The 16,041-nt window shown below is 41.2% G+C and carries 19 protein-coding genes; 13 read left to right on the top strand and 6 right to left on the bottom strand.

All coding sequences use genetic code 11. The annotated features are described in order from the left end of the window. Window positions 1–6: 6 nt before the first annotated feature. A complete protein-coding gene (gene mbl / locus IEE86_RS05390) occupies window positions 7–1,008 on the bottom strand; it encodes a cell shape-determining protein Mbl (protein ID WP_191096288.1) in 1,002 nt (333 codons plus the stop codon). Window positions 1,009–1,192: 184 nt separating this feature from the next. Next, window positions 1,193–1,471: a sporulation transcriptional regulator SpoIIID gene (spoIIID, locus tag IEE86_RS05385; protein WP_008343327.1), complete on the bottom strand. Its 279-nt coding sequence runs from the start codon at window positions 1,469–1,471 to the stop codon at window positions 1,193–1,195. A 348-nt stretch (window positions 1,472–1,819) separates the two neighbouring features. Between spoIIID and IEE86_RS05380 the strand changes: the two genes are divergently transcribed. The 3 genes from IEE86_RS05380 (at window position 1,820) to IEE86_RS05370 (ending at window position 4,144) form a co-directional block, all read left to right on the top strand. After that, window positions 1,820–2,233, top strand: coding sequence for a MarR family winged helix-turn-helix transcriptional regulator (locus IEE86_RS05380; protein WP_191096287.1), 414 nt, complete (start codon window positions 1,820–1,822; stop codon window positions 2,231–2,233). Window positions 2,234–2,248: 15 nt separating this feature from the next. Beyond that, window positions 2,249–3,436 carry an MFS transporter gene (locus tag IEE86_RS05375; protein ID WP_191096286.1) on the top strand — a complete coding sequence of 396 codons (1,188 nt, stop codon included), beginning with the start codon at window positions 2,249–2,251 and terminating at the stop codon, window positions 3,434–3,436. Between the two features lie 108 nt (window positions 3,437–3,544). Then, window positions 3,545–4,144: an undecaprenyl-diphosphatase gene (locus IEE86_RS05370; RefSeq protein WP_191096285.1), complete on the top strand. Its 600-nt coding sequence runs from the start codon at window positions 3,545–3,547 to the stop codon at window positions 4,142–4,144. A 38-nt stretch (window positions 4,145–4,182) separates the two neighbouring features. Here IEE86_RS05370 and IEE86_RS05365 read toward each other — a convergent pair whose 3' ends face one another. Next, window positions 4,183–5,571 carry an MFS transporter gene (locus tag IEE86_RS05365; protein WP_191096284.1) on the bottom strand — a complete coding sequence of 463 codons (1,389 nt, stop codon included), beginning with the start codon at window positions 5,569–5,571 and terminating at the stop codon, window positions 4,183–4,185. A gap of 255 nt (window positions 5,572–5,826) precedes the next feature. On the opposite strand from IEE86_RS05365, the gene IEE86_RS05360 reads away from it, so the two are divergent. From IEE86_RS05360 to IEE86_RS05340, 5 genes are all read left to right on the top strand, one after another. Beyond that, complete coding sequence (locus IEE86_RS05360) at window positions 5,827–6,636, top strand: transporter substrate-binding domain-containing protein (RefSeq protein ID WP_318010261.1); 810 nt, start codon at window positions 5,827–5,829, stop codon at window positions 6,634–6,636. A gap of 41 nt (window positions 6,637–6,677) precedes the next feature. Then, window positions 6,678–7,355, top strand: a complete 678-nt coding sequence (locus IEE86_RS05355; RefSeq protein ID WP_191096283.1) for an amino acid ABC transporter permease — start codon at window positions 6,678–6,680, stop codon at window positions 7,353–7,355. A 10-nt stretch (window positions 7,356–7,365) separates the two neighbouring features. Beyond that, window positions 7,366–8,106, top strand: a complete 741-nt coding sequence (locus IEE86_RS05350; protein ID WP_191096282.1) for an amino acid ABC transporter ATP-binding protein — start codon at window positions 7,366–7,368, stop codon at window positions 8,104–8,106. A 192-nt stretch (window positions 8,107–8,298) separates the two neighbouring features. Beyond that, the gene (locus tag IEE86_RS05345) at window positions 8,299–9,507 is read left to right on the top strand and encodes an ammonium transporter (RefSeq protein ID WP_191096281.1); all 1,209 of its coding nucleotides are present in this window, start codon (window positions 8,299–8,301) and stop codon (window positions 9,505–9,507) included. 18 nt (window positions 9,508–9,525) lie between these two features. Next, window positions 9,526–9,873, top strand: a complete 348-nt coding sequence (locus tag IEE86_RS05340) for a P-II family nitrogen regulator (protein ID WP_007497589.1) — start codon at window positions 9,526–9,528, stop codon at window positions 9,871–9,873. Between the two features lie 86 nt (window positions 9,874–9,959). Here IEE86_RS05340 and IEE86_RS05335 read toward each other — a convergent pair whose 3' ends face one another. Then, window positions 9,960–10,856: a stage II sporulation protein SpoIIQ gene (locus tag IEE86_RS05335; protein WP_191096280.1), complete on the bottom strand. Its 897-nt coding sequence runs from the start codon at window positions 10,854–10,856 to the stop codon at window positions 9,960–9,962. Window positions 10,857–10,971: 115 nt separating this feature from the next. Here IEE86_RS05335 and IEE86_RS05330 point away from each other — a divergent pair, with 115 nt between their 5' ends. The 5 genes from IEE86_RS05330 to rpsN all read left to right on the top strand — a co-directional run bounded on the left by IEE86_RS05330 (window position 10,972) and on the right by rpsN (window position 13,953). Further along, a complete protein-coding gene (locus IEE86_RS05330) occupies window positions 10,972–11,481 on the top strand; it encodes a GNAT family N-acetyltransferase (protein WP_191096279.1) in 510 nt (169 codons plus the stop codon). A 194-nt stretch (window positions 11,482–11,675) separates the two neighbouring features. After that, window positions 11,676–12,098: a DUF5362 family protein gene (locus IEE86_RS05325; RefSeq protein ID WP_191096278.1), complete on the top strand. Its 423-nt coding sequence runs from the start codon at window positions 11,676–11,678 to the stop codon at window positions 12,096–12,098. A gap of 141 nt (window positions 12,099–12,239) precedes the next feature. After that, complete coding sequence (rpmG, locus tag IEE86_RS05320) at window positions 12,240–12,389, top strand: 50S ribosomal protein L33 (RefSeq protein ID WP_003214771.1); 150 nt, start codon at window positions 12,240–12,242, stop codon at window positions 12,387–12,389. 81 nt (window positions 12,390–12,470) lie between these two features. Next, the gene (locus IEE86_RS05315; RefSeq protein ID WP_191096277.1) at window positions 12,471–13,667 is read left to right on the top strand and encodes a GTP-binding protein; all 1,197 of its coding nucleotides are present in this window, start codon (window positions 12,471–12,473) and stop codon (window positions 13,665–13,667) included. 16 nt (window positions 13,668–13,683) lie between these two features. Continuing rightward, window positions 13,684–13,953, top strand: a complete 270-nt coding sequence (gene rpsN, locus IEE86_RS05310) for a 30S ribosomal protein S14 (RefSeq protein WP_191096276.1) — start codon at window positions 13,684–13,686, stop codon at window positions 13,951–13,953. 254 nt (window positions 13,954–14,207) lie between these two features. On the opposite strand, the gene moaA is transcribed toward rpsN, so the two are convergent. Next, window positions 14,208–15,215, bottom strand: coding sequence for a GTP 3',8-cyclase MoaA (moaA, locus tag IEE86_RS05305; RefSeq protein WP_191096275.1), 1,008 nt, complete (start codon window positions 15,213–15,215; stop codon window positions 14,208–14,210). A gap of 10 nt (window positions 15,216–15,225) precedes the next feature. Then, window positions 15,226–16,014 carry a formate dehydrogenase accessory sulfurtransferase FdhD gene (fdhD, locus tag IEE86_RS05300; protein WP_191096274.1) on the bottom strand — a complete coding sequence of 263 codons (789 nt, stop codon included), beginning with the start codon at window positions 16,012–16,014 and terminating at the stop codon, window positions 15,226–15,228. Between the last annotated feature and the right edge of the window lie 27 nt (window positions 16,015–16,041).

The following is a 16,041-nucleotide window of genomic DNA, read 5'->3' as shown; positions in this document are numbered from 1 at the left end:
GAATCATTAGCTAAGTTTACGCTTTGGCAGCTTGTCCATATTATCAAGCATCACGCCAGTACCAACTGCTACACAGTCCATCGGATTTTCAGCAACGAAAACTGGTACTTTCAGCTCTTCTGCAAGCAATTGATCAAGCCCGTTTAGAAGGCCTCCGCCACCTGTAATAATGACGCCGCGATCAATAATATCAGCTGATAATTCAGGCGGTGTTCTCTCGAGAACTTGCTTCGCTGCCTGAACAATCGCAGATACAGATTCGCGTAATGCTTCTTCTACTTCTTTGCTTGTGACGGTAATCGTTCTTGGTAATCCTGTCACCATGTCTCGACCACGAATCGAAATCTCTTCGTGACGTGCGTCTGGGAATACCGTTGCAACTTGGATCTTAATATCCTCAGCCGTGCGCTCACCGATCAACAGCTTGTACTCTTTTTTAATGTAATTGAGAATTTCCAGATCAAATTTGTCTCCAGCCATTTTAATAGAAGAGGCGGTTACAATGTCACCCATAGAGATGACAGCAATATCTGTCGTTCCGCCTCCAATATCTACGACCATGTTTCCACTTGGCTGAAAAATATCCATACCAGCACCAATGGCTGCTACTTTTGGCTCTTCTTCAAGAAATACATGCTTACCGCCGCTTTTTTCAGCAGCTTCTTTGATCGCCTTTTGCTCAACAGATGTAATGTTTGTTGGGCAGCAGATGAGCATACGAGGCTTAGAGAACAGCCCTTTCACATTTAATTTGTTAATAAAATGCTTAAGCATTGCTTCAGTTACTTCAAAATCAGCAATTACGCCATCTTTTAATGGACGAATCGCAACAATATTCCCAGGCGTACGTCCAACCATACGTCTAGCTTCTTCTCCAACAGCCAATACTTTCCCGCTGTTTCTGTCAAGTGCTACAACAGATGGTTCATTTAACACAATTCCTTTTCCTTTGACATGAATCAGTACATTGGCAGTACCAAGATCAATTCCAATATCCCTAGCAAACATCTATATATATCCTCCTTGAAAATCTGTTTCCATAGCAAATACCACATTCTGCCCTAATTATATATTCTATCATAATTTGCAGAAAAAAAGATATTTCTTTACAAAAGTCTTTACAAAATTTGTGGTTAGAAACTACCGATATGAGGAAGATATATATATCATGTTTATGAACAAAGAACTAAGCTTACTGTTTCACAGGCTCGCCTTCTAAAATTTCTTCTTTTTTATACTTTAACTTGGTGGCTTCTCCCCCTCGCAAGTGGCGGATTGATTTATGATAATCCAGTATCTCCTTCACTTCATTAGCCAGATCTGGATTAATTTCTGGCAGTCTTTCTGTTAAATCCTTGTGTACAGTACTTTTAGAGACTCCAAATTCTTTCGCAATAACACGAACGGTTTTCTTTGTCTCCACGATATACTTTCCTATCTTGATTGTTCGCTCTTTGATGTAATCGTGCACACCACTCGACCTCCCTAAAATGGATGTGAGAAGTGTGAAATGAGATCCGTATGAAGATTATCCATTTTCAGAAGCGCTTGTTCGTTGTAATTTCTCATCCATTAGGTAGTAAATGCCAAACACGATCCCTCACCTCAAACACTCTCTTTGTCAGGTTTGTAACAGTGTATTAGCATTGCATAGGGAATATGCTAAAAATGAAGATGGGACAAGGGATTTATCAGAAAAGGCACAATATAAAATTCATTTCGGGTGACGAAAATTTTCACTTTACAAACAAGGGTGTAACACGTAAAATAGAAAAGGTGAATTTATTTACCTAGCTAAATAATGAATAAAGGTGAGCAAATGGAAACGTTAAACAGAGAGTGTTTACATCAAATACATCAAAGCGCCAGGCTGCTGTCTAAAAAGGCAAACGAAGCGCTTGCTGCTTATGACTTGTACATGTCCCAGTGGACTGTACTTTTTTGTTTGGATACCTTCGGCCCGAAAACCCAAAAAGACATTTGGACCTATTTGAACGTCGAAGCTCCGACCATTACTAGAACCGTTACCCGCCTTGAAGCCAATGGCTGGGTGAAGCGTGTACAAGGAAAAGACAAACGTGAAAATCTGATCGTGATGACAGATGATGCAAAAGCCCGATTTGAAGAAATCAAACGCACGATGGAACAATTTGAAGAAGAATGTCTTTCAGACTTTACCGACGAAGAAAAACAACTCCTCCATACACTTTTACACAAATTATCAACTGAATAGGAAGTGACATACATCATGAACGAACGCATTTGGACGAAAGACTTTATCATGATTGTCCTGGTGAATTTATTTACATTCACCTCTTTTTATGCCCTTTTGACATTACTGCCCATTTACACAATGGATGAACTAAATGGAACAGAATCACAGGGCGGACTCCTCGTGACGGTCTTCTTATTATCCGCCATTGTGACGAGACCGTTTTCCGGAGCCATTATTGAGAAATTCGGTAAAAAACGCATGGCAATTTTCTCTTCAACTGCTTTTGCCTTACTCACTTATTTATACATTCCGATTGATCAATTCCAAACGCTGCTCATACTGCGTTTCATACAGGGGATCTTTTTTAGCATTTTGACGACAGTAGCCAGTGCCATTGCTGCTGATATGATCCCGAAACATAAACGCGGGGAGGGCCTTGGATACTTTGTGATGTCCATGAACCTCGCAGTGGTCATCGGTCCGTTTATCGCACTGAATCAAGTAGGAAAAGTAGGATTTCATTCCTTATTCCTTCTCTTTTCCATCATCGTTACCATCGGAGCGGCTTTTACGATCATGATTCGACAGCCAGAGCCCGAAGACGGGGGAAGCGTCGTCTTCAGGTTCACTTTTTCTCACCTGTTTGAAAAAGGTGCTTTAAAAACAGCAGCAGTCGGCATCATTATTTCCTTCTGTTATTCGCCGATCATTTCATTTATTTCAGTCTATGCCAATTCACTTCATTTGATGGGTGCAAGCAGTTACTTCTTCATTGTGTTTGCGGCTGCAATGCTTGGATCACGTCCGTTTACAGGCAAACTTTTTGACCGAGTAGGACCTCACATTGTGATCTATCCATCCATTGTCCTTTTTGCGATTGGTTTATGGATGCTGACTGCTACACATTCAGCGACAATGCTTCTTTTATCAGGCGCTGTGATCGGCCTTGGTTATGGATCTTTGGTGCCATGTTTACAAACACTGGCGATTCAGCACTCTCCAGCTCACCGTACAGGCTATGCAACGGCCACTTTCTTTACCCTTTATGATACGGGTATTGCTGCTGGCTCATTTGTATTTGGTCTCCTTGTCAGCTTCACAGATTTTTCAAATGTGTATCTCATTGCAGGTATTGTTGTCTTGCTAAGTATGGGTGTTTTTTATTGGAGCGAACGAAAACCACAAGAAACAAAAACACAAAAGGTCTCTTTGTCAGAATAGGATACTATTTTAAACTTCAGCGGAAACATGCTAAAATATAGGATATTTCAAATAGACGTTTATTTGAAAAATAAATAGTTGGCGTTAAGCGAAGGTATAGGTGATGTTTTGAATTACGAATTATTTAAAGTCATACACGGGATGGCTCATCATTCTGAGTTTTTAGATCAGGCCATGATTTTCATTACGAAAAAGGCCATTCTTGTGTATGCCCTTGTCTTATTGATTTGCTGGTTTGTAGGGAATCACAAATTTAAGAAGCTCGTCTTCTTCTCCGGTGTAACTGGCATCGTTGCACTCATCGTCAATTTTGCCATTACACTGTTTTATTATGAAGAGCGGCCGTTTGTGGCGCATAAAGTCGACACACTCATCCCGCACTCAGCAGACGCTTCCTTCCCAAGTGACCATACAACAGGCGCTCTGGCTCTTTCATTAGCCATTAGATCCCGTAATAAAAAGCTCGGCAACATTTTGCTCGTCTTTGGATTACTTACAGGATTCTCCCGCATCTGGGTCGGTCACCATTATCCATTTGATGTCTTAGGCAGCTTGGTCGTATCGATTGTGGTTGTCTTTATCATGAATAAATTATGGAAGTTCTTTGACTCTCCGATTGATCGCATCGTGACGTTCTATGAGACAATAATGGGGAAAATATTCAGAAGGAAGCACAAGGATCAAGGCTCTGACTTGTCCAATTCTTAAGCGGCTTGCGATAAAGTGATGGAGATTCTTCTACCACTTTATCCGGCCGCTTTTTTTATTGGCTCTCTCCCTCTGACAACACTTGAAAAATAAAGACTGACGCCAATGCCAATAAGAGAAATGATGATCAACGTCCAGCCTAACTGCTCAAAATGGGAGCCAGCGATTTCCTCACCAAACAGCATACCAAGCACGGCAGATGACAGAATGGAACCAAGATACCGGCATGTTTGAAAAAGCCCAGAGGATGTGCCAATCATGTGCTGTGGGCTTGCTTTTAGCATCGCGGCTTGAAGTGCCACATTCCCAGTGCCGTAGCTGAGTCCTAGTAACGCTAGAACCACTCCTTTTCCCCATAATGGCGCAGGAATAAAAAAGAAGGTCATCGATGAAGCTCCAGCCAGCATCAATACTGTGCTTGCTAAAATCGGATGACGTTCATCCCCTCGGTCCACCCACTTTCCTGTCAGCGGCGACACAATGATGCTCATCCCAGACATACACAGCATAAAAAGACCCGTCACCTCCACACGCCAGCCTAATTCATCTTGGAAATAACTCGGCAAACCAAAAAAGAGACAATAAAAAAAGATATTTAAGATGATAAATTGCACATACACAAGCGACAGCCGCTTCTCCTTGCGAAACATCCGAATTTGAATAAACGGTTCATCCACCTGATATTCCCACCAGATAAAAGCGCCAGCACTCAGGAGACAAAGGATGCCCTGTACATATTGAATGCCGTGAGCAAGTGATAATAAAAATGAAAGCAGGAGGACAATACAAGCTGTAAAAAGAAGCATCCCAGGCAAATCGAGCTTTCGCACAGTTTCTCCTATGCGAAGCTTTCTCTTTTTCTGCTCCTTCGGAAACAAAGATAGCCCCAAAAAGAAACTAATCAGAATAAACGGCAGATTCACTAAAAAGATAGCCGGCCAGCCGCCGATTGTCATCAAAAATCCGCCAAGCGTCGGTCCAAGCGCTGTCATCGCTGAAGCAAAAATGGACAATACCGCTAATGCAGAAGCCTGTCGTTCCTTCATATGATCTCGAATGAGCCCAACACCGGAGGGATAAATGGCACTACTTCCAATTGCCTGCAGCAGCCGGATCACAATCAGCACCGCAAACGTCGGAGCAAAGGGGGCACAAATGGCCGAAATGGCGACAAGAACCAGACCAAATAAAAATAAAGTTCTCCGGCTCATCACATGATCCCCAATCCGGCCGCTCACCGGCTGCGTCACCGCACTGGCTAAATAAAAAGTCGAAATGAGCCAGGATACGGTCGTAAACGACAAACCGAACTCATGCTGAATTTGATGTAAGGCCAAAGAAATCATCGAGGAATTCAGTGGATTTAACATCGTACCAAAGGCAATAGCGGTTAAAAAAACTTTTCGGTTGTCCTTCCACTTGTTCATACACTGATCCCCCTCTTTGTTAGCTGGCATGCTCTTTCCCTATCCTTCCGTTATTATGAGATTCATTTCCCTTTTTTACCCTTATGAATTCAAGTTCTCTCGTGAAGCAGCAAGACATACATTCTAGAAAGGGCAGGTGTTGGAAAAACACATATAAAATTGAGAATATGAGGGAGTAATGGTAATATTCATTTCAATTGAAAAGCCTACTTTCTCCTTATAGGGAGAACGGCTGAAAAGGAGGAGAAGCATATTATTAAAAAAAGACGGTTTTGGGTCCCAGCCCTTTTCTCGGTTGCAGTATTACTTCTGTCTTCGTGTGGTTCAAATGAAACAAATCGGAACGGAGATAAACGTAATTCTACAGCGAAAGGGTCGCCAATTTTGGAGGATGGAAAGTTTATATTTGCAGCATCAGGTGAATTTCACCCGTTCAGTTACATGGATGGAAACCAGATGTCCGGCTTTGATATCGATGTAGGCAATGCGATTAGCGATAAGCTCGGTCTCGAGCCTGTACAGAAAAAGTATAAATTCGCAGGTATCGTCGAAGGTGTGAAAGCAGGGAAATTTGATGCGGCAGTTGCTAGCCATACCATCAATGAGGAACGAAAAAAACACGTCCTTTTTTCTAAACCCTATTACTACTCCGGTCCGCAAATCTTCACAAGACCTGGGGCAGACATTCAACGTGCTGATGATTTAAAAGACAAAGAAATTGCTGTATCAAAAGGTTCGTCCTATGCTGATATTGCGAAAAAACATAGCGGGCAGGAACCAAAATATTACGACAGTGATGTAGTCGCTTTAGAAGCACTAGCCAACGGAAAACACGATGCGGTCGTGACCGATTTTGCCACAGGTGCAGAAGCCATGAAGAAAAAATTAAAAATCGAAGCGCAGGAAAGACTCGGACAAAGTGAGCAAGCAATTGCTGTATCAAAAGAAAATGAACAGCTCATAAAAGAGATCAACGATGCGATTGACGCACTAAAAAAAGACGGAACATTACAACAAATTAGCGAAAAGTACTTTGACGAGGACATCACGGTCAAACAAGATTAAAACCACGATTGTGCGCCCTTTTCTAGGCGCACTTTCTTCAAATGGAGATGATTGTTTTGCCTACCCTATCACACTTTTTTCAGACGCTGATTGATTCGAGAGGCGTTTTCTTAGAAGGAATGCTGCTGACCTTACAACTAACTGTGATCAGTATCTTCATCGGTATGTTCATTGGACTCTTTTTTGCTCTACTGAAAATATCCCGCGTGGCAGTTTTCGGCTATATCGCCAATGCCTACATCTTTCTTGTACGCGGCACACCACTCATTGTACAAATTTTCATCCTATATTTTGGACTCACAGAATTCAATATACCCGACTTCTGGGCGGCTTCCATTGCGCTTGCCTTTCATAATGGAGCCTATATAGCAGAAATATTCAGAGGCGCCATCCAATCCATCGACCAAGGCCAAAAAGAGGCTGGACGCTCTCTTGGTATGGGCCGCTTTTTAACGATGAGACGTATCATTCTCCCGCAAGCGATGCGACGCGCCCTCCCCCCTCTTGGTAACCAGTTCATTATCGGCTTAAAAGACTCATCACTTGCTGCCTTTATCAGCGTCAACGAACTATTTAACGTCGCCACCACGCAAGGCTCCAACAGCTTTGACAATATGACGTATTTACTTGTTGTGGCTGTCTATTACTTAGTTCTTGTTCTTGTGTTAACATTCGCTGTCCAAACCTTCGAGAAGAAACTTTCAGTCAGTGACCATTAGGAGGAGAAGCATGACAGAATCAAAGGAAATCATTCGTGTTGAAAAACTCAATAAATACTTCGGGGATCTGCATGTCTTAAAGGATATCGATCTCACCGTGTATGAAAATGATGTAGTCGTCTTAATTGGGGCAAGCGGCTCTGGAAAAAGCACCTTGCTCCGCTGTATGAACTTTTTAGAAATAAAAAACGATGGGGAAATCATCATCGACGGCAGCCCTGTTCAACCAAAGCGTGACCAATTAAACGACATGAGACAAAAAATAGGAATGGTCTTTCAGCATTTTAATCTTTTCCCGCATAAAACTGTACTTGAAAACATCATCGAGGCGCCTGTGATGGTGAAAAAAACAAAAAAAGCACAGGCCATCGCTGAAGCCAAAATCCTGCTAGAAAAAGTCGGACTGGCGGATAAAGCCAAAGTATATCCTTCTAAACTATCAGGCGGCCAAAAGCAGCGTGTGGCCATTGCACGATCTCTCGCCATGAAACCTGATGTCATGTTATTTGACGAGCCTACGTCTGCTCTTGATCCAGAGCTTGTAGGCGAGGTGCTGCAAACGATGAAAAGCCTCGCAAAAGAAGGGATGACAATGGTCATTGTGACACATGAAATGGGCTTTGCAAAAGAAGTCGCCGATCGTGTCGTCTATATGCACGAAGGGCGTATCGTCGAAGAAGGAATACCATCAAAATTGTTCGATTCCCCTCAAGAGGAGCGAACCAAACTATTTCTCAGCTCCATTTTATAGGTCAAACGCCCTTTATTTTCCATGCTCAATGCACGTTTTTTCTCATTTTTCACGAACATTTCATCCATTTATATTGAACATAACCAAAAACCATGTTAGATAAACTTACATGTATATGTTATATATGACTTTTCTCTCTATAATGAAGAATTAAGAAATCAATTAATTCTGAATGATTCGGGGGAATGCAGCATGCAAATGGGTGATACAGTCTTTATGTTCTTCTGCGCACTACTCGTGTGGCTAATGACACCGGGTTTAGCCTTATTCTACGGAGGACTTGTGAGAAGTAAAAACGTTTTAAGTACAACTATGCACAGCTTAACATCACTAGCCATCGTCTCGATTGTCTGGATCTTGTTTGGCTATTCCTTGGCTTTTGCACCAGGCAATGCATGGATCGGGGGCTTCGAATGGGTTGGGCTTAAAGACGTTGGTTTTGAGCCTGGTTCATATAGCGATACCATTCCACATTCATTATTCATGATGTTTCAAATGACCTTTGCTGTCTTAACAACAGCCATCATCTCAGGCGCCTTTGCCGAACGTATTCGTTACTCGGCAGTGGTCGTATTTACACTCCTTTGGGTCACATTTGTATACGCACCAGTCGCACACTGGGTATGGGGCGGCGGCTGGATTGGAGAAATGGGAGCACTTGACTTCGCCGGCGGAAACGTCGTTCACATTTCATCCGGTGTTGCCGGTCTAGTCGTGGCGATTGTTCTTGGGAAGCGAAAAGAAGCAGCTAGTTCTTCCCCGCATAACTTGATCTACACACTTCTTGGCGGAGCTGTCATCTGGTTTGGTTGGTTTGGCTTTAACGTTGGAAGCGCCCTTACGTTAGACAGCGTCGCCATGTTTGCCTTTATTAACACCAATACAGCGGCTGCCGCAGGAATCATCGGCTGGCTGTTAGTAGAGTGGATGATCAATAAAAAACCAACGATGCTTGGCGCCATCTCTGGAGCGATTGCAGGTCTTGTAGCTATTACACCTGCCGCAGGCTTTGTCACACCTTTTGCTTCTATTATAATAGGAATCATTGGCGGGATCGTCTGTTTCTGGGGAGTCTACTCACTCAAAGCCAAATTCGGCTATGATGATGCCCTTGATGCATTCGGCCTTCATGGAATTGGCGGAACTTGGGGCGGAATTGCAACAGGACTATTTGCAACAACCTCTGTCAACGACGGCGGAGCCAATGGCTTATTTTACGGAGATCCAAGCTTACTTTGGAAGCAAATCGTCGCTATTGTCGCCACTTACGCCTTTGTTGCCGTTGTCACATACGTGATCATCAAAGTGGTCAATATCTTCTTCAAGATTCGCGCAACTGAAGAAGAAGAATCAGTAGGTCTTGATTTAACCATGCACGGCGAAAAAGCATATCAAGATTAAAGAAAAAGGGGTGTCTCTATGAGCAAGATGTATAAAGTGGAGATTGTCACACGTCCAGCTAATTTTGAAACATTAAAGGTGGAGCTTGGAAAGATCGGTGTCACCTCTATTACCTTTTCTAATGTGCACGGCTGCGGCTTACAAAAGGGACATACAGAGCTATACCGTGGCGTCAAAAAGGAAAGCAATGTGTACGAACGATTAAAGATCGAAATCGTCCTAAGCAAGGTACCTGTCGAACAAGTCGTTGAAACAGCACAAAAGGTCCTTCGTACAGGCGAACCAGGGGATGGGAAAATATTTATATATGAAATAGAGAATACAATTAATATCCGGACAGGTGAAGAAGGACCTGCCGCCCTATAATACATCCTCCGCCACGTGGCGGAGGATCTTTTTCAGACAGAAAAAAACCTCTGTGTACTCATCTACACAGAGGATCTTGCAAAGCATTAAGATTGTTTTGTCTCTTCTGACTGACTGCTGTCTTTAGAGGAATCTGAAGACTTTTCTTGATCAGAGGATTTCCCCTTCTCATCAGACTTTTCTTCAGATTTTTCTCCAGCAGGCTCTTTGGCCTTATCTTCGGTAGCAGGTTCCTTCGTTTTTTCATCAGCCTTTGGCTGAGCAGGTTCTTTTGCTTCTTCCATCACTTCTTGCGCTGCTTTTTCAATAGTAGAAACAGGCTTGTCAATGAAGCTAAGTGGATTGAGCGCTAAACCCTCCATACGAATTTCAAAATGGACATGGTTACCGCTTTCAGCACCATAAAGATTTTTACCAGAAGCACCGATGACATCATTCTGCTTGACTTCATCGCCTTCTTTTACACTCACTTGAGACAACGATTGATAAACAGTCGACAATCCATCTTCATGTTCAATTTCAACGACGTGACCAAGAACTGGATCCTTTTTCGCTTGAACCACTGTTCCACTAAGAGCAGCTGTGACATCAAACACTTTGCCATCTTTGTCTGCAAGATCAATACCTTTGCTTAAGGTATAGGTGTTATTATAGTTTACAAGTGCTGCTTCTTTTTCTTTTTGGTCAGCATCTGCTTCATAGAACTTTTTCACGACAGAAACATTATCAGAATTCTGGACCGGCATGGCAACATTTTCAATTGGCTTTCCAACTTCAACGGCATCATCACGCTGTTCTTGTCCTGTTTGATTTCCATCAGATAGTTGGTCCTTCACATCTTTTGATACAGCTTGATACCAAAGAACGGCTGTTAACACGACCGCTGCGCTGACCAAGTAAATAGCAGGGAATACCCAGCGCTTACGGAAAAATTGCTGAACTTTTGTGATTTTGGAAGTACGTTTCTTTTCTTCCTCTCTCATTTTTCATCACCTCAGCAACATTCTGAACACTTTTCAAAAAATATATACACACGAAATCATTTTTCTTTTATTTTGCGCAATCGCATCAATAATATGTATGATGAATGAAAAAAAGATGGGGGGCATTATTGTGAAAACATTTAACCGCATAGCAACAAAAGATGACCTCAAAGCAATCGTCGATATCTATAATTCAACCATTGCCTCAAGAGAAGTGACCGCCGATACAGAACCTGTTACAGTTGAAGACCGCAGGCAGTGGTTTTTGAATCATTCAGAGAAAAGACCTCTCTATGTGAAAACAGATGAGGCAGGGAATATATACGGCTGGCTCAGCTTTGAAACATTTTACGGAAGACCTGCATACAACGGAACCGTTGAAATGAGTATTTATTTGAATCAAGACTTTCGAGGAAAAGGCCTAGGCTCGCTATTCTTACAAGAGGCCATTGAATTAGCGCCCTCATTAGGCATCCGAACGTTGCTCGCCTTTATTTTCGGACACAACGAAGCCAGCATTCGACTATTTAAAAAACACGGCTTTGAGACCTGGGGACACCTGCCACGCATCGCAGAAATGGACGGCAATAGATACGATTTAGATATCCTAGGAAAAGAATTATAAAACCAGCGCCTCTAAACTTCATATTGTTAAAAAAGGGATAAAATGATCGTTATTTTATCCCTTTGTCTTCTTTTCAGCTTAGCTTGAAAACATTTATAGTCATAGAAACATGTTAATTGTTCAACATTCACCCTTCCTAAAGTACTACTTGCTCAAGTATGATAAAGAGTGAATACATAAAGGAGTGAACACAATTGCAACAAACAGAAAAAATCATTCAAGCTCTTCATTCAATCGCAAAGTGGGGAAAGGTTGGTAGTATCTTTCTCTATATTTCAGGCGGTCTTTCGATCCTTATTGGATTTTGGCTTGTTCTTCCTGCTGCCCTTGGCGTCTTCCTCATTATGATGGGAGTTCATGTACAAAAATCTGTGAAAGCAGCTGAACAATTGATTCAAGCTCCTGATACTTCATACGAAGACCTGTTAGAACAATATGCTAAGATGATGAAAATGCAGACACTCTTCGCCATTTCAAGTATTGCCGCAGTCATTCTCTCATTCATCGCCATCATTTTGATGCTTGTACTAGGAGGACTAGCCTTTCTCCAAGAGATCCCGGGTGACATTCAGCAATACGATGGTGAATACGAAGAAGAACTTGGTGACTTTTATTAATAAAGGGGGGTATCAATTAAATTCGATACCCCTTTGTATTGTCATGTGGGATTGATCATGATACGAAGCTTGACAATCGGCCTTTATCATTTTAAAATACAAATCGTAACTATTACGAATTAAAGGAGGAACATATCAATTATGCGCGTAAAAATCACCTTAGCCTGTACTGAAACAGGTGACAGAAACTATATCACTACAAAAAATAAACGAACAAATCCAGACCGATTGGAATTAAAAAAATATTCTCCTCGATTAAAGAAATATACCCTTCATAGAGAAACAAAATAATTTTTTAAATTTTAAATCGTAATGATTACTTTTTAAGTGAGGCGGAAAATAAAATGATTGTTTTCAAAAGGACAGAAACAAATGAATAAACGAATACCTGTTACAGTATTAAGCGGCTTTTTAGGAGCGGGAAAAACAACGATATTAAATCATGTTCTACAGAATCGTAAAGGGTTAAAAGTAGCCGTTATTGTCAATGACATGAGCGAAATTAATATTGATGCAGAATTAGTCAAACAAGGTGGTGAGCTCTCTCGATCAGATGAGAAACTTGTTGAACTATCTAATGGTTGTATTTGCTGTACATTGAGAGAGGATTTGTTAATCGAAGTAGAACGCCTTTGTAAGGCTGGTAATATCGATTACATCGTCATTGAATCAACAGGTATTAGTGAGCCAATTCCTGTCGCTCAAACCTTTTCTTACATTGATGAAGAAATGGGCATAGATTTGACACGCTTTTGCCGGCTTGACACGATGGTAACAGTGGTAGATGCAAACCGTTTCTGGACTGATTTCCAATCTGGAGAAAGTCTATTAGATCGTAAAGAAGCCGTTTCCGACGATGATGAACGCGAAATTTCCGATTTACTCATTGATCAAATTGAATTTTGTGACGTGCTGATTATGAATAAATGTGATCTTGTATCACCATCGGAACTAAATCGACTTGAGCACGTGCTGACCACACTTCAACCAGAAGCAACTATCATAAGAACCACAAAAGGTAACGTACAGCCAAGCGACATTTTAAATACTGGCTTATTCGACTTTGAAAAATCCAGTGCATCTGCTGGCTGGATAAAGGAAATCAATGCTGGACATTCTCAGCATACACCGGAAACCGAAGAATACCGAATCTCCTCATTTGTGTATGAAAGAAGACTCCCTTTTCATACCGGCAGGCTGAATAATTGGTTAGATCAGATGCCAGAACAGATTGTTCGTGCTAAAGGATTTGCATGGCTTGCCACACATCATGATTTAACCATTTTAATTTCACAAGCCGGAAAATCCGTTGCGATTGAACCTATTGCATACTGGATAGCTGCCTTGCCTGAGCAAGAAAAAGCACGGATATTAAATCAGGAACCAGAGCTTCTTGCTGAGTGGGACGCAGAGTTTGGTGACCGCCATACAAAACTTGTATTTATTGGCGTAGACTTGCCTAAAGCAGATATTATTCGCACACTTGATCAATGCTTGCTCACGCCTGAAGAATTTGATCAAGATTGGACAACGTTTGAAGACCCCTTTCAATGGAAAATACACAATTAAACCAGGAGGGTTTTAAGTGGCAAAAAAATCAAAGATTGCTAAAGAAAAAAAGCGGCAGCAGCTTGTTTTGAAATATGCGGAATTAAGGAAAGAGTTAAAAGAAAAAGGTGACTATGAAGCTTTGAAGACATTACCTAGAGATTCCTCCCCCACTCGCTTAAAAAACCGCTGTGAATTAACGGGCCGTCCTAGAGGTTACTTACACAAATTCAAAATGTCTAGGATTGCTTTTCGTGAACTTGCCTATAAAGGCCAAATCCCAGGAATGAAAAAATCAAGCTGGTAAAGATTGATTTGATCTTATCACAGCTCCTATAAAAGTAAAGCAGCACCCAATGATGAAAAACCTATTTTCTAGACTTCTCTTGCGCTTTTTGAGGCACAAAATAGCATTTTAAAAAACAGCAGAATCTCTGCTGTTTTTTTATGGTGATTGAATTTATATGATGAATTGGCGTCTTTTCAAAAAGAGATTTTCAATAGTGATAATGCCATTTCCTCTTCTTTTCAAAAATACATGATCGTGATACGTTGTTGTCACTACCCACCGATGTATGACATCTCGACTTTTTTCTGATCTTTCTTTTGCTCTCTCTCGGCTGAATATTGATCCTGTCTATTTGACCATAGTTCCTTCAATACTTTCGTTATATCTTTATCATCTTCGGTCGTACGAAGAATCCGTTTCAGATCAAAACCCGATGATGCAAATAAACACGTAAACAATTCACCGCGTGCAGATAGCCTTGCTCTATTACATGATCCACAAAAAGCATCTGAAACGGAAGAAATAATGCCAATCTCTCCTGATCCATCTTCGTAAAAAAATCGGTTGGCTACTTCACCCGCATATCGAGGCGGTTCAGGTTTGATACGATATGTTGAATGAATCAGATCAATGATCTCTTTTTTCGTCATTACATGCTCTAAATTCCATTTATTTGTATTGCCTACATCCATAAATTCAATAAATCTCAGAATGTGTCCTTCTTTTTTAAAATAGGCGGCCATTGGCAAGATATCCTGATCATTCACACCTTTTTGGACAACCATATTGATCTTAATAGCAAGTCCAGCCTTTTTTGCAGCCTCAATTCCGTCAAACACTTTTTGGATGGAAATTTGTCTTCCATTCATCTGCTCAAAACGGGTAGGATTTAATGAATCCAAACTAATGGTGACTCTTTGAAGACCTGCCCTCTTTAATTTATCAGCATATAAAGGTAAAAGCGTTCCATTGGTTGTCATAGCGATGTCTTCAACACCTGGAATTTTTGCTAGTTTTTCTATTAGGAGGGGTAGATCCTTACGCATTAAAGGTTCACCACCCGTGATTCGTAATTTCACCACCCCTAACTCCTTTGCAAAAAGTGTAGCAAGTCGTTCGATCTCTTCGAAACTAAGCAGCTCTTCTTTATTCAAAAAAGAATAATCTGGTCCAAAGATTTCAGCAGGCATACAGTACGTACATCTAAAGTTACAGCGATCGGTTACCGATATTCTTAAATCGCGCAATGGTCGATGTCTTTTATCCAAAATACTGACCATACTTTGCCTCCTATTCTGTAATACGCTGGTGATGAGTATAGATATTAAAAGATCCTCCTCTGACGAATCCAATTGTCGTGATATTTAATTCCTCTGCCATTTTAAGTGCCAGCTCAGTAGGTGCTGATTTTGATAACACAATAGATACACCTAGTTTCGCTGCCTTCAAAAGAACTTCCGACGATATCCGGCCGCTAAACACAAGGATTTTATCCCTAAGTGGGATTCGGTGAAGTAAACAATATCCATAGATTTTATCTAAAGCATTATGCCTTCCTATATCAGTTCTAGTGATGAATAGCTTTTCTGTGTCACACAGTCCAGCATTATGCACACCACCCGTATGTCGAAATAATTGGCTTTCGTCTTGTAAGCACTTCATTAAGTGCATACAGGTTTCAGCAGAAATGTTAATTTGATCAATGGCTGTTTTTGCTGTTTTTACATCTTGGAGAAAATAAAAGTGTCTCCCTTTCCCACAGCAAGAACCAATCACTCGCTTTGTAAAGTCTGATACATGAAAACGACTTGAGTGGATTAATTCAACATATGCAAAGCCCATACTTTCATCTATTGTAAACCTTTTAATCTCATTTTCAAATCGAATGACTCCTTCTGAAGCTAAAAAGCCGATTACCAATTCTTTCAAATGCTCTGGTGAACAAACGAGTGTTACAAACTCTTCTCCATTCACCATCACAGTTAAAGGAAACTCTTCTACCACTTCATCCGTTATACAGGTAAATTGCCCTTCACGATATTGGTGGATGACCCGTTTCTTTTTAACAGAAGGATTCATTTAATGATCTTCCTTTCAACAAAAATT

Source organism: Bacillus crepusculi (assembly GCF_014764715.1).
Lineage (GTDB): Bacteria > Bacillota > Bacilli > Bacillales > Bacillaceae > Bacillus.
Note: the sequence above shows the minus strand (reverse complement) of the source record. Positions and strands in the feature narration are given on the sequence as shown.

What these genes read in the sequence shown, in the direction of transcription:
- mbl (WP_191096288.1), bottom strand. Translation starts at nt 1,008, where the DNA reads ATGTTTGCTAGGGATATTGGAATTGATCTTGGTACTGCCAATGTACTG.
- IEE86_RS05380 (WP_191096287.1), top strand. Translation starts at nt 1,820, where the DNA reads ATGGAAACGTTAAACAGAGAGTGTTTACATCAAATACATCAAAGCGCC.
- IEE86_RS05375 (WP_191096286.1), top strand. Translation starts at nt 2,249, where the DNA reads ATGAACGAACGCATTTGGACGAAAGACTTTATCATGATTGTCCTGGTG.
- IEE86_RS05365 (WP_191096284.1), bottom strand. Translation starts at nt 5,571, where the DNA reads ATGAACAAGTGGAAGGACAACCGAAAAGTTTTTTTAACCGCTATTGCC.
- IEE86_RS05355 (WP_191096283.1), top strand. Translation starts at nt 6,678, where the DNA reads ATGGAGATGATTGTTTTGCCTACCCTATCACACTTTTTTCAGACGCTG.
- IEE86_RS05350 (WP_191096282.1), top strand. Translation starts at nt 7,366, where the DNA reads ATGACAGAATCAAAGGAAATCATTCGTGTTGAAAAACTCAATAAATAC.
- IEE86_RS05345 (WP_191096281.1), top strand. Translation starts at nt 8,299, where the DNA reads ATGCAAATGGGTGATACAGTCTTTATGTTCTTCTGCGCACTACTCGTG.
- IEE86_RS05340 (WP_007497589.1), top strand. Translation starts at nt 9,526, where the DNA reads ATGAGCAAGATGTATAAAGTGGAGATTGTCACACGTCCAGCTAATTTT.
- IEE86_RS05335 (WP_191096280.1), bottom strand. Translation starts at nt 10,856, where the DNA reads ATGAGAGAGGAAGAAAAGAAACGTACTTCCAAAATCACAAAAGTTCAG.
- IEE86_RS05330 (WP_191096279.1), top strand. Translation starts at nt 10,972, where the DNA reads ATGGGGGGCATTATTGTGAAAACATTTAACCGCATAGCAACAAAAGAT.
- rpmG (WP_003214771.1), top strand. Translation starts at nt 12,240, where the DNA reads ATGCGCGTAAAAATCACCTTAGCCTGTACTGAAACAGGTGACAGAAAC.
- IEE86_RS05315 (WP_191096277.1), top strand. Translation starts at nt 12,471, where the DNA reads ATGAATAAACGAATACCTGTTACAGTATTAAGCGGCTTTTTAGGAGCG.
- moaA (WP_191096275.1), bottom strand. Translation starts at nt 15,215, where the DNA reads ATGGTCAGTATTTTGGATAAAAGACATCGACCATTGCGCGATTTAAGA.
- fdhD (WP_191096274.1), bottom strand. Translation starts at nt 16,014, where the DNA reads ATGAATCCTTCTGTTAAAAAGAAACGGGTCATCCACCAATATCGTGAA.